This is a genomic window from Desulfoprunum sp. (genome assembly GCF_053613775.1).
Genome location: NZ_JBSHXH010000004.1, coordinates 686,235 through 699,010, shown reverse-complemented (window position 1 = coordinate 699,010; position 12,776 = coordinate 686,235). Strand labels below are relative to the sequence as shown.

8 protein-coding genes are annotated in these 12,776 nt (G+C 65.3%); 4 read left to right on the top strand and 4 right to left on the bottom strand.

Annotated features, from left to right (window positions below; translation table 11 throughout):
* Positions 1–171: 171 nt before the first annotated feature.
* Positions 172–639 carry a 23S rRNA (pseudouridine(1915)-N(3))-methyltransferase RlmH gene (locus tag ACWGKN_RS07155; RefSeq protein WP_035230321.1) on the top strand — a complete coding sequence of 156 codons (468 nt, stop codon included), beginning with the start codon at positions 172–174 and terminating at the stop codon, positions 637–639.
* On the opposite strand, the gene ACWGKN_RS07150 is transcribed toward ACWGKN_RS07155, so the two are convergent.
* On the bottom strand, positions 630–1,367 hold the full coding sequence (locus ACWGKN_RS07150) for a class I SAM-dependent methyltransferase (RefSeq protein ID WP_452094948.1): 738 nt from the start codon (positions 1,365–1,367) through the stop codon (positions 630–632). The genes ACWGKN_RS07155 and ACWGKN_RS07150 overlap by 10 nt on opposite strands.
* A 126-nt stretch (positions 1,368–1,493) precedes the next feature.
* Between ACWGKN_RS07150 and kdsB the strand changes: the two genes are divergently transcribed.
* Both kdsB and ACWGKN_RS07140 read left to right on the top strand, forming a co-directional pair.
* Entirely contained in the window at positions 1,494–2,258 is a 765-nt protein-coding gene (gene kdsB, locus ACWGKN_RS07145) for a 3-deoxy-manno-octulosonate cytidylyltransferase (RefSeq protein WP_035230316.1), read from the top strand.
* Complete coding sequence (locus tag ACWGKN_RS07140) at positions 2,255–4,654, top strand: gluconeogenesis factor YvcK family protein (RefSeq protein WP_052160030.1); 2,400 nt, start codon at positions 2,255–2,257, stop codon at positions 4,652–4,654. Before kdsB ends, ACWGKN_RS07140 begins: the two co-directional genes overlap by 4 nt.
* A gap of 28 nt (positions 4,655–4,682) precedes the next feature.
* Here the strand turns inward: ACWGKN_RS07140 and hrpA are convergent, their stop codons facing one another.
* Complete coding sequence (gene hrpA, locus ACWGKN_RS07135; protein WP_452094947.1) at positions 4,683–8,459, bottom strand: ATP-dependent RNA helicase HrpA; 3,777 nt, start codon at positions 8,457–8,459, stop codon at positions 4,683–4,685.
* Positions 8,460–8,594: 135 nt separating this feature from the next.
* Between hrpA and priA the strand changes: the two genes are divergently transcribed.
* Positions 8,595–11,117 carry a replication restart helicase PriA gene (priA, locus tag ACWGKN_RS07130; RefSeq protein ID WP_452094946.1) on the top strand — a complete coding sequence of 841 codons (2,523 nt, stop codon included), beginning with the start codon at positions 8,595–8,597 and terminating at the stop codon, positions 11,115–11,117.
* A gap of 102 nt (positions 11,118–11,219) precedes the next feature.
* Here priA and ACWGKN_RS07125 read toward each other — a convergent pair whose 3' ends face one another.
* Positions 11,220–12,269, bottom strand: coding sequence for a KamA family radical SAM protein (locus tag ACWGKN_RS07125; protein ID WP_452094945.1), 1,050 nt, complete (start codon positions 12,267–12,269; stop codon positions 11,220–11,222).
* Positions 12,270–12,431: 162 nt separating this feature from the next.
* Entirely contained in the window at positions 12,432–12,632 is a 201-nt protein-coding gene (locus ACWGKN_RS07120) for a cold-shock protein (RefSeq protein ID WP_035230307.1), read from the bottom strand.
* Between the last annotated feature and the right edge of the window lie 144 nt (positions 12,633–12,776).

Here is a 12,776-nt window from a genome sequence, read left to right as displayed (position 1 = left end):
CCGGCAGGGGCCGGAAGCGGGCCTGCAAATTCGCGACTAGTAATACACCACTCGGGTGCAATTCCAAAGTGATATTTCCCGGCAGGGACGCGGATCTCTGCCGATATCGGCCGGTCCGGCGACCGTCGCCGGCAGGGGTCGACGCCAGGGAGACCGTTCGGAGAACACTGCATGATTCATGAGTTGCCGCTGCTCGGCCGGACCAAGGATGCCGCGCTGGGGGAGGGGATCGACGACTATTGCCGGCGGCTGCGCCACTATACCACCCTGTCGGTGCGGCTGTTGAAGGACCCGGGCAAAACCCGGGGCCGAAGCGAGGATCTGGTGGAGAGCGAAGGCCGGCTGCTGCTCAAGACCGTCCCCCCCGGCGCCTTTGTCGTCGTCCTCGACGCCGGCGGCGGCCAGTACACCTCGGAGCAGTTCGCCGCCCTGATCAGCGGCTGGGAACAGCGGGGGATCAAGCAGGTCTGCTACCTGATCGGCGGGCCCTGCGGCCACTCGGGCGACGTCCTGGGGCGGGCCGATCTGCTGCTGTCGCTGTCGCGGATGACCTTCACCCACGACATGGTGCGGCTGCTCCTGCTCGAACAGCTGTACCGCGCCTACACCATCAAGGCCGGGGAAAAGTATCACAAGTGACGACGGAGATAGACGTCGAAGCGGCTGTTCTTCATCAGCACCTGGTGGCTGGGCGGCCGCTCGCCCAAGAGCGGCGCCCCCTTGGGGCGTTTGACGACCACCCGTTGCGCTGCCGTCAGCAGGGCCTGGGCCAGCAGTTCTCCGCCATCCACGTCGTCGCCGACGATGGCCCGGATGATCCGCATCTCCTTGCTGTTGAGGGCGGAGGTGCCGCCGTGGGGGTACATCGGGTCGATATAGATCGTATCAGGGGGATCGCTCATCGTCCGCAGCGCCGCCTGGGCGTCGCCGATGACGAGGCGGATCCGGTCACGGAAGATCGGCGCGATGTCCGGGTCCTGCAGCGCCCGGTCGATGGCATCGGCCAGCAGGGCGCCGACCACCGGCGACCGTTCGTTCATGGTGACGCGGCAACCGAGGCAGGCGAGGACGAAGGCATCGGCGCCCATCCCGGCCGTGGCGTCGAAGACGGTCGGCCGCACCCCCGGCCTGATACCGACCGCCCGCGCCAGCGGCTGGTTGATGGTGCAGTTGCGGGCGTGGCGGTAGCCCGACCGGCCACCGATGAAATCGATATGGAGGACGCTGGTTCCGACCGTGTCCGGTCCGCCGAGCTGCAGGCGCAGTTCCAGTCCCCGCTCGGTGTAGACCAGCTGGGGCGGCGCCGCCGGCCCCGGTGGGCAGGGGATCTGCAGCTTTTTTGCCAGCGTCGCGGCTTTTTGTAGCAAAGCGGCGGAGCTTGCGGTACATGAGAGCGGGAGAGTCGGTGCTTCTGCCATGGACGCCTGAGGCTATCGGGAGAATATACCGGCAGGGTGCCGGGTACGTGAACCACCACCAGGGAATTCTGAGATATGGAGCACCAGAAGACGCAGGTCATCGCCATCATCCCGGCACGCTACGAGTCGAACCGGTTCAGGGGCAAGCCGCTGGCCGCAATCGCCGGTAAACCGATGATCCAGCACGTGGTCGAGCGGGCTCAGCAGGTCGAACTGCTCTCCCGGGTCATCGTTGCCACCGATGATAATCGAATTTGCGACTGTGTTCAATCCTTCGGCGGCGAATATGTGCTGACCCGCAGCGACCATGTGTCGGGCTCGGACCGGTTGGCGGAGGCGGCGGAACGGCTGGGGATCTCCGAGCACGATGTCGTCGTCAATATCCAGGGCGATCAGCCGCTGTTTGCGGCGGAGGTGGTGGAGCAGGTCGCCCGGCCCCTGCTCGACGACCCGTCGCTGCCGATGTCGACCCTGATCTACAAGATCGTCCGGCCGGAGGAGATCAACGACCCCAATCATGTCAAGACGGTCTTCGATCGCAACCACAACGCCCTCTATTTCTCCCGTTCGCCGATCCCGTTCCAGCGCAACCCCGAGGAGGGCATCACCCCGACCTATTACAAGCACCTCGGTTTCTACGCCTACCGCAAGGGGTTCCTGCTGACCTTCGTCGCCCTGCCGGAAGGGGAGTGGGAGCGGTTCGAGAAGCTCGAACAGCTGCGCGCCCTTGAATTCGGCTACCGGATCAGGGTAGTGTTGACCGAGCATGATTCGATCGAGGTCGACACCCCCGAGGAGCTGCTCCGGGTGGAGGCGTTTCTCGCCGGGCGGAACGGGTGAACGCCCGGCCTCCGGGACTGAAGGCGACGATGGCAAAGCACGGCGGCACACGGAAAAACGAAGGAGCGGACCTCGGCAGGCATCTGACCGATCTCTCGGCGCGGCGCATTTCCCCCCTTGATCTGCTCCCCCACGAGGACCTCCGCGAAAAGCTCGTCGATCTTGTCCTCAACGGCCAGCCGCGGGGGTGCGACCGGGAGACCGCGACCCTGTTCAGCCAGTTGCGGAAATCACTGGCCGATCATTCGGTCGATGAAACGAAGGTCGTTGTTTTCGGTGGCGGCACGGGGCTGTCGAATATCATCGGCGGCGACAGCCGCCGCGAGACCTGGCAGCGCCGCCCGTTCAGCGGCCTGAAGGAGATTTTCCCGCTGACCCGTTCGGTGGTCTGCGTCACCGATGACGGCGGTTCGACCGGCGAACTGATGAAGGACCTGCCCCTGGTTGCCCTCGGCGACCTGCGCCACGTCCTCCTCTCGTCGATCCAGCTCGGGCGGCTGCAGCGACTGTACGCGCTGTCGATCCATGCGGCCTGTGAGACCGCCATGGCCCTCGCCGCGATCTTCAATTACCGCTTCGCCGGACGCCCGACCGACGCCGCCGACCTGCTGCGCGGCTGTGGTGACGCGTTGCTCCGTCTGCCGCCGCCGCTCAGGGGTTTTGTCGATGGGTTGATCAATCATCTGTTCGTTGACCGCCGCTTCGATCGGGTCCTCGGCCGGCCGCACTGCCTCGGCAATCTGCTGCTCGCCGCGGCCGTCTACCGGGAGATCGATCCGTCCTTCGACAACATCGACCTGAGTGCCCGCCAGGAACTGCTGCATGAGGCCCTGCTTGCCGGGCTGCAGTCTCTGTCATCCCATCTCGGGGCGGCCGATCAGGCTGTTCTGCCCTGCACCTCCACGCCGGCCCAGCTCCGGCTCATCTATACCAACGGCGTGCAGATCCGGGGCGAGAATAAATCAGGCCTTGCCAGAAGGGGGGTGCCGGTTGACCGGGTGTTTGTTGATTTTCACGATGAACCACGGACCTATAAGGAAATACTTCGCGCGATACGTGAGGCCGATATCCTGGTCCTGGCCCCCGGCAGTCTTTACAGTTCGATCATCCCGATCTTCAGCGTCCCCGGCCTGGCCGACTGCGTCCGCCGGAACCGCCATGCGCTGAAGGTCCTGGTCTCGAACCTGTGGGTCCAGGCCGGCGAGACCGATTTCAGCATCGCCGATCCCGAGCGGAAGTTTCATGTCTCGGACATGATCCGGGCCTATGAGCGCAACATCCCCGGCGGTATCGCCGGCCTGTTCCACGAGGTTCTGTGCCTGTCCCTGCGCGATGTCCCGGCCTCGGTCCTGCAGCGGTATGCGGTCGAGGGCAAGGTCCCGATCTATCTCGACCGCCAGGTGGTCAAGGACCAGGGCTTCGTGCCGCTGGAGTGCGGCCTGTTTTCGAAGGAGGCCCTGATCGAGCATGGCGTCATCCAGCACGACCCGGCGATTCTGGCCCAGGCGATCAAGACCGTGCACCTGGCCGGAAGCTTTGTCAGGGAGAGGCAAAACGGCCACAAAAGACCGAGGGAAGAGGAACTGGCCGAGAATTTCGGATTTGGCCGCGAGCCGCTGATTCCATGTGTCAAATATCGGAACATCAACGACCAGCTTCAGAAAATCGCAGTGCAGCATCACGGCATCTGCGATTGCCGGCTGGACCCGTTGAAGATCCGGTCCGAGATCGGCGACATCATCTGGCGGCACTGCGATATCCCCCTTCATCATCTCCGCTTCTTCGTCTCGATCCGCTGTGTCCATGAAGAGGAATGGCGCCGCGATCAGCGCTGGGACAATGTCTATTCGTTTTTCGATCCGCCCAGTCGGGCCATCATGATCCGGCGTGACCAGTTCGCCGATCCGAAACGGCTGGAAGTGGCCTTCCTGATCGCCCTCGGTGAATCGCTGCTCGGTGATTACGCCGCGGACAAGCGGGTGGAGGACGTGGTCATGGACGGGTTGCGGCTGGGCAAGGTCTACCATCTCCGCCTCAGGCCGGAGGGCGAGCGGACCTGCCTGTTCAGCCCCGAGGACCTGCGCCGCTACCTGGCCCTGGCCCGGATGCAGGCCACCGACGATCCCCGCCATTTCACCCGGCTCGTCAACGGCCGGGAGGGGTTCACCCCTCCCGGTCTGTTCATGGGCCTGATGTACGCCTGGTACCTCGACAACCGGCTCGCCAGCCATATCGAGTACAAGATGAGCATCATGAAGATCCGCCGCTCCGACCTGATCCCCGAGCAGCAGAAGATGGTCGAGAGACGGAAGAACATCATCTCCTTTTTCCGGGAGGCGGTGTTCGCCGGGGAGTCGGGGCGATCCCGGCCCGGCCACGAACAGCGGTGCCGCTGATCCGAGACGGAGCGCCTGCACCCTTCACTCAGCACAGCTGATGGATGGCCTGCCACTGCTGCTCGAGTTTTTTCGCCGACACCACCATCTTCGTCTTGATCTCGGGGGAGAACAGGGAGATCCTGTATTCCTCGATCATCGTCCGATATTCCTCGACCAGCGGCCGCAGTTCGTCCGGCAGCGGGACCGGCAGTCGTTGGGCCAGATCGGCCAGGTGATGCAGGTGCGGCCGGATCCGGGTTGCCTTGGCCTCGTCCTTGGCCGGGTTGGCATGGAGCCGCTCCAGCCGGATCTGCAGGCTGCGCAGGTAGCGGTCACAGTCCTCCAGCATGGCGCTGTCCATCGTGCGGAGGAAAGCGGGGGGGATGATCGAAGCCAGTATTCCCTCCAGCTCTTCCTGCTTTGGCGGGGTGAAGATGGCCCGACGGCGGTCGAGGGCGATCAGGCGCTGCAGTTGTTCCTGGACCTCCCGCCGCCGGCGCAGCAGGGCCATGATCCGGGTGCAGAGTTCCTGTCCTCCGGCGTACAGACCCTCCTTTTTCACCCGGGCAACGACCTCGCCGAACCGTTCCCGACTGGCGATGGTGCCGTCCAGGGGGCCGAAGATCTGCCGCAGGACGAAGGCCAGCAGACCGTCGACCGCCTCTTTGCGGGTGGCATAGCTGTCAAGCAGCCACAGCGCCGAAGGGCCGGAAAGGGAGGTGGTGCAGAAGTTCTTCAGCGATTTGCAGTGATCGGCGAACTGCAGGCGATAGAGGTTCACCATGCCCTCGTCGTTCAGCTGCCTGACCCGTTCCGGGTTGGCCTCGAAGGTGATGGCGACTGCGGTGCCGGCAGCCACGAGGGCCGGATAGAGGTGGCCGGCGACGGCATGGCCGGGCGTCTGCAGGGTCAGCGCGGCCGGCAGGTCAGCAAAATCCCAGGTGGTGAAGGTCTGCTGCCGCCACTGCGCCATGATCTCCCGATCGGCCGGCGACAGGGCGGCCGGAACGGCACGATCGCCGCCGGCGGCACCGGGGGCGACCAGCAGGGCCAGGTCGCGGCCGGCGGCGATCTCCCGGCCTTGGGCATCGACGATCGTAAAGCGGGGCTGCAGATGGATGGGCAGCGGTGACGGCCAGTCCGAACGGCGCACGGTGAACCGGAAGAGCTTGAGGATCGCCGCCTCGAGGGCCGGGAGATAGGCGCCCCTTCTGGTGGCCAGTTCGTCGAGGATGGCGTCGATGGCGCTGTTGAGCGGCACCAGGCGCTTGCGCAGGTTTTTCGGCAGGCCCTTGAGCAGAAAGGCGCTTTTTTCCTTCAACAGCCCCGGCACCAGCCATTCGAAGGCCTGGGCCGGGAGGCTGGCGGCGAGGTCGACCGGAATCGAGACGGTCATGCCGTCGGTGTCGGCCCCCGGTTCGAAATGGTAGGACAGCGGCAGCTCGTACGAACCGACCGTCAGGGTCGGGGGAAAATCGGCCAGTTCCCGGTCCTCGGGGCGGCGGTGGACGATGTCGTCTTCGGTCATCATCATCAGAAAGCCCTGGTCCCGGCGTGTTTTCAACAACCGGTTGAGCGAACTGCGGTCAAAGACATCGGCGGGCAGCCGGTCGGCGTAGAATTGCCGCAGGGTGGAGTCGTCGCACAGGAGATCCCGCTTGCGCAATCGGTGCTCGGCCTCCTGCCATTCCCGGATCAGCTGCAGGTTGTGGCGGAGAAAGGGGTAATCGCCGATGATCTCGCCGGTCAACAGCGCCGCCTCGATGAAGATCGCCTGGGCCTCGGCGTGATTCTTTACGCTCCTGCGGGCGAAGTCGACCCGGCGCCCGGGAAGGATCGGCAGTCCGAACAGCGACACCCGCTCCTCGGCCATGACCCGGCCGCTCTTCTTCTCCCAGTGCGGGTTGCTCCAGGAATAGGAACAGAGCGGCCCGGCGATGGCCTCCAGCCACTGGGGTTCGATGGTGGCGACGGTCAGGGCGTAGAGGCGGCTGGTCTCGAGGAAGGAGGCGGCGACGATCCACTGGCCGCCGGTGAGGAACTGGTGCGAGCCGGGGAAGATCATCAGCTCGCGGTTGCCGGCCCCCTGGTAGAGCCGTTCTTTCTTCTTCATCGCGATATTGCGGAGGAAACCGGTGGCCAGCGATCTGTGAATGCTGTCATAGGGAGCATCGGTCTGGTTGTCGGCAAAACCGCCGTGCTGGTCGAGAAGGCGGCCGAGCTGCTCGTGCAGGTCGAGCCACTCCCGCATCCGCTGGAACGACAGGTAGTGGGTCGCACAGAATTTCTTCAGCCGCGACCACGATTTGACCTGGTCCTGGACCTGGTGGAAGAGGTTCCAGATATTGAGCAGGGCGAGGAAGTCGGAGTGAGGGTGGGCAAACAGCTTGTGCGCCGCATCGGCGTCCTTTTCCTTTTCCGCCGGGCGGATGCGCGGGTCCTGGATCGCCAGGGCGGTGGCGATGATCTTGATCTCCTTGAGGCAGTTGTTGTCCCTGGCCTCGAGGATGATCCGCGAGATGCAGGGATCGATCGGCAGGTCGGCCATGATCTTGCCATGGGCGGTGAGATGGTTGCGGTCGCTGATCGCCCCCAGTTCCCGCAGCAGGGCGTAGCCGTCGCGGATGGCGCTTCTGTGCGGCGGGTCGATGAAGGGAAAGACCGCCGGGTCGCCCAACCCCAGGGCGATCATCTGCAGGATGACCTCGGCGAGGTTGGAGCGCTGGATCTCGGGCAGGGTATATTCCGGCCGGCCGAGATAATCGTCCTCGGCGTAGAGGCGGACACAGACGCCGGGCCCGATCCGGCCGCAGCGCCCCTTGCGCTGGTCGCAGGCCGCCTTCGAGATCTTGCTGACCGGCAGGCCGATGGTCTTGGCGCGGGCGTTGTAGGTCGCGATCCGGGCCAGGCCGGTGTCGACCACGTAGCGGATGCCGGGGACGGTGATCGAGGTCTCGGCGACATTGGTGGCGACGACGATCTTGCGCTGCTTGAAGTTCTGGAAGATCTTCTTCTGGTCGGCGGCCTGGAGGCGGCCGAAGATCGGCAGCACCATCGCCTGCTTGAGCTGCTCGCCGAGGAGGCCGCAGCACAGGCGGATGTCCTTTTCGGTCGGCAGGAAGGCGAGGATGTCGCCCGGCCCCTCGCCGTGGTGCAGTTCGGTAATCGCCCGCACCGCGTGGTCGATGTAGCCGTCCTTGTCCTCGCTCGGGTCCTCCTCGAGCGGCTGGTAGCGCACGGTCACCGGGTAGGTCCGGCCGGCGATGCGGACGATCGGCGCCCCGTCGAAATGGCGGGAGAAGGCGGCGGTGTCGATCGTCGCCGAGGTGACGATGACCCGCAGGTCGGGACGGGACGGCAGCAGCTGTTTGACGTAGCCGAGGAGAAAATCGATGTTGAGGCTGCGCTCGTGGGCCTCGTCGATGATGATCGTCTGGTAGCGGCGCAGCTGCGGGTCCGACCGCGACTCGGCGAGCAGGACGCCGTCGGTCATGAATTTGATCCGGGTGTCGCGGCTGGTCTCGTCATGGAAGCGGATCTTGTAGCCGACGAGGCGGCTCATGTCCCCGAGTTCCTCGCTCACCCGGGCGGCGACGGTGATCGCGGCGATGCGCCGCGGTTGGGTGCAGCCGATGAGCCGTCCTTTCGGCCCGGCAAACTCGAGGCAGAATTTGGGGATCTGGGTGGTCTTGCCGCTGCCGGTGTCGCCTTCGACGATGATGGTCTGGTGCGCGGCCAGGAGATCGATAATCTCCCGGCGATGGGCGGTGACCGGGAGATTTTCCGGGTAGTGGATCTGCATGGAAACGATGGCTGTGGGCATGGATCTGTGGTATTTCTCCTGAGGCCGAAACCGGCAATCTTACCATATCCGGATCACTGCCGCCACCGCCAAAGTACGGATTGGCGGCACCATAGTTCAAAGATTGAAGTCAACGCAGCAGGAAACGTCAGCATCATGATTCGCGTCGAAGTAGCCGTTGCCGCCCCCCTTGACCAGCCCCTGGTCTACGACCTTCATGACGAGCTGATGCCGGCGCTGCCCGGAACCGCCCCGGATCCGGTCGGCCTGCGGGTGCTGGTGCCGCTCGGCGGGCGCGGCGTCACCGGCTACGTCCTGGCGGTGGTGGCGATTGAAGAAACGGCCTACACCGTCCGGCGGGTGAAAAAGATCCTCGATCGCAGTCCCCTCTTCCATTCCAATATGCTGCCCTTTTTCCGCTGGGCGGCATCCTACTACCATTACCCGCTGGGGCAGGTGATCAAGGCGGCCCTGCCGGCCGGGATGGCCCCGCAGTCGGGGCGCGAGATCCTCCTGGCGCCCGGGCGGGAGCAGGAGTTGCGGGAGGTCTTCGCCGCGGCATCGCCGCCCTGGGTCAGCGACCTGCTGGGCGGGAGGCGGTTGCCGGCGGCGGCCAGCGGCAGGTTGCTGGGGGTGAAGGCGACGCGGCTGCGGATCGAGGGGCTGGTCGATCAAGGCGTGCTCGAACTGCAGGAAACGGTCGAGGCGGATGCGGTCCGGGAAAAGATCGAGACCCTGTTCTCCCTGGCGCCTCAGCTCCGGACCGATCTTGAACGTCATGGAACGGAAGCGGGGCTCGATGATGCCGACTGGAGCCAGGTTCTTCCGGGCGATCTCAAACGCAGCGAACGCCAGACCCTGGCCGCCATGACCGCTCTGATGGACGAATCCGGGGCGAGCGAGGTTCCGGCGCGGGAGTTGTTTACGCGCTATGCCGGCGCCCGCAAGGCTGTGCTCTTGCTGGTGGAGAAAGGACTGGTCGAACGGCTGAGCCGGCGGGTGTATCGCACCCCCTTCGGTGAGCCGCTGCCGCCGGCGCCGCAGCCGGAGCACCTGACGCCGGGGCAGGAGGAGGTCCTGGCGGTGATCGAACCGGCCCTGGCGGCCCGGACCTATCGGACCTTCCTGCTCCATGGGATCACCGGCTGCGGCAAGACCGAGGTCTACCTGCGGGCGGCGGAGAGAACCCTGGCCCTCGGGCGGGACGTCCTGGTCCTGGTGCCGGAGATCGCCCTGGCCACCCAGATCGAGGCCCAGTTCCTGGCCCGCTTCGGCGATACCGTGGTGCTGCTCCATTCCGGGCTGACCGGGGCGGAGCGGTTCGACCAGTGGCATCTGGCCCTGAGCGGCCGGGCCAAGGTCGTCATCGGCGCCCGCTCGGCGCTGTTCGCGCCGCTGGCCGACCCCGGCCTGATCGTCGTCGACGAGGAGCATGACAGCGGCTTCAAGCAGGACGACGCCTTCCGCTACAACGGCCGCGATCTCGCGGTGCTGCGCGGTCGCTGCCACGACGCGGTGGTGCTGCTCGGCTCGGCGACGCCGTCGGTGACCAGCTACTATCATGCCAGCACCGGCAAGTACACGCTGCTGCAGATGACGGAACGGGTGGGGGACCGGAGCCTGCCGGCGGTGACGGTCGTCGACCTCAGCCGCAAGAGCGGCGGCGGGGAAAAAGGCCTGTTCCGCCGGGAGTTGCGCCAGGCGCTGGTGGACAACCTGGCGGCGGGACAGCAGAGCCTGCTGTTGCTCAATCGCCGTGGCTTTGCCCCTGTCCTGCTGTGCCAGGACTGCGGCTCCCCGGTCGAATGCCTGCACTGTCATGTGGCCCTGACGCTGCACAGGGCCCAGGGCCGACTGGTCTGCCACTACTGCGGCTACAGCATCGACCAGCGGGTGATCTGCGGTCACTGCCGGTCGACCGGGGCGATGGTCCCGGTCGGGTTCGGCACCGAACGGGTCGAGGAGGAGGCGCGGCTGCTGCTGCCGGCGGCCCGGATCGCCCGCCTCGATTCCGACACCGCCGCCGACCGCAAGGTCTTTTTGAAGCTGCTGCGGGCGATGCACGACCGGGAGATCGATGTCCTGGTCGGCACCCAGATGATCGCCAAGGGCCACCACTTTCCCCATGTCACCCTGGTCGGGGTGGTGTGGGCCGACGGTGGCCTGAACATGCCCGATTTCCGGGCGGCGGAAAAGACCTTCCAGCTCATTACCCAGGTCACCGGCCGGGCCGGCCGGGGCGAGGCGCCGGGCCGGGTGATCATCCAGACCATGCGCCCCGATCACTATTCGATCCGCCTGGCCCAGCAGCACCGGTACGAGGAACTGTACCGGCAGGAGCTGGAACTGCGGCGCAACCCGGCCTTCCCGCCCTTTGTCCGCCTGGTGGCGCTCCATATCCAGGGGGAGAGGGAGGAGGAGGTGCGGCAGGGGGCGCAGCGCCTGGCCGGGTTCTGCCGCGAGGAGAAGAAACGGCTCCAGGCCGGGGTGGAGATCCTCGGGCCGGCGCCGGCGCCGCTCGAGAAGCTGAACCGCAACTACCGCTGGCAGATCCTGCTCAAGGCGGCCGATCTCGATCAGCTGCACCAGCTCTGCCGACAGTTGCAGGAGCACCGGTCGGAACTGGTGCCGGCGAGCTGCCGGCTCATCATCGATGTCGATCCCGAAAACATGATGTAGGCTCGCTGTCGTTGCCGCAGCGGTCCGGCGGCACTACAGGGTTCGGCAGTGTGTCGGCACGGCCGGCAGGCAAGCAAGAAAGCCGGGCGGCGGGAATACCTGTCAGCAGGGGTCGCCGGACTCGGGATAGGTGCAGGTCTCGCCGCGATAGTTGGCGAAGACGAGGCTGGCGCCATGCTCGAGGACATACTGCGGGGTGAGGGGGATTTTGCCCTTGCCGCCGGGGGCGTCGAGGGCGAAGGTCGGCACTGCCATGCCCGACAGATGACCGTACAGTCCGCGCATGATCTCGATCCCGGTGCGCACCGGGGTGCGGAAATGGTTCGTGCCGCGGGTGAGGTCGGCCTGAAAGAGATAGTAGGGTTTGACCCGGATCCGCAGCAGGGCCCGCATCAGGGTTCGGATCGTTTCGACATCGTCATTCACCCCGCGCAGCAGCACGGTCTGCGACCCGAGCGGGATGCCGGCGTCGGCGAGCCGGGTGCAGGCGGCGGCAGCTGCGGCGGTGACCTCGGCGGGATGGTTGAAATGGGTGTTGATATAGAGGGGATGATATTTTTTCAGGATCGCGGTCAGTTCGGCGGTGATGCGCATCGGCAGGGTGCAGGGGACCCGGCTGCCGATGCGGATGATCTCCACCGTCGGGATCGCCCGCAGCGCCGCGAGCAGGTCATCGATCCGGTCGTCCGGCAGCAGCAGCGGGTCGCCGCCGGAGACCAGGACCTCGCGGATCGCCGGGTGGCGGCGGATGTAGTCGATCCCCTGGTGAAGCAGTTCGTCGGTGATGCGCATCGCCGCCGTCCCGACCAGGCGCTTGCGGGTGCAGAAGCGGCAGTACACGGCGCACTGGTTCGAGACCAGGAAGAGGACACGGTCGGGGTACTTGTGGACGATCAGCGGCACCGGGCTGAGCCGGTCCTCGGCGAGCGGATCGGCAATGCAGACCGTGTCGGTCAGTTCCCGGACATCGGGGATGGCCTGCCTCCCCAGGGGATCGTCGTGATGGCGGATCAGGCCGAGGTAATAGGGGTTGATCCGCATCGGGTAGACCGCGGTCACCCGCTCGAGGGCCGTCGTATCAACGGGGAAACGCCCATCCAGGGCGGAACAGGTGGTGGCGCTCGCCAGCAGGAGCTTCTGCCAGTCTTCCATGATCGGTGGCAACGGGGAGATGATTATGCGTCGGTGCTGCGGTTCGGCGCTGTCGGCAGGGGGTGACGAAGATGTATCGGCCGGAAAAGGCGGCGACCGGGGCCGGACAAAAAAAAGACCCTGCCGAGGCAGGGCCCTTTTGTGCTGCTAATTACTCAATGATCATATCTTGACGACATTATCGGCAGCAGGACCCTTCGGGCCATCGACAATCTGGAAGCTTACCCGAGCACCCTCTTCGAGGGACTTGAAGCCTTCAGTTTTGATGGCGGAGTAATGAACGAACACATCCTGTCCGCCATCCTGCTCGATAAAGCCAAAACCTTTTGCGTCATTAAACCATTTTACAGTACCTTCAGCCATGCTACTACTCCTTTTAAACTCAGTCCCCAACTGGAACCGTATGATGTTTCCCGGCTTGAACGGCCGGATCTCAGCTCGTCGTGTCTGCAGCAGCACCCCTGAAAAATCGATCTTCTAGGGTGCCGGCTCTACTTCCTGGAAACA

Bases quoted from the DNA above. Each gene is read 5' to 3' on its own strand.
- ACWGKN_RS07155 (WP_035230321.1), top strand. From the start codon at position 172: ATGATTCATGAGTTGCCGCTGCTCGGCCGGACCAAGGATGCCGCGCTG.
- kdsB (WP_035230316.1), top strand. From the start codon at position 1,494: ATGGAGCACCAGAAGACGCAGGTCATCGCCATCATCCCGGCACGCTAC.
- hrpA (WP_452094947.1), bottom strand. From the start codon at position 8,459: ATGCCCACAGCCATCGTTTCCATGCAGATCCACTACCCGGAAAATCTC.
- priA (WP_452094946.1), top strand. From the start codon at position 8,595: ATGATTCGCGTCGAAGTAGCCGTTGCCGCCCCCCTTGACCAGCCCCTG.
- ACWGKN_RS07125 (WP_452094945.1), bottom strand. From the start codon at position 12,269: ATGGAAGACTGGCAGAAGCTCCTGCTGGCGAGCGCCACCACCTGTTCC.
- ACWGKN_RS07120 (WP_035230307.1), bottom strand. From the start codon at position 12,632: ATGGCTGAAGGTACTGTAAAATGGTTTAATGACGCAAAAGGTTTTGGC.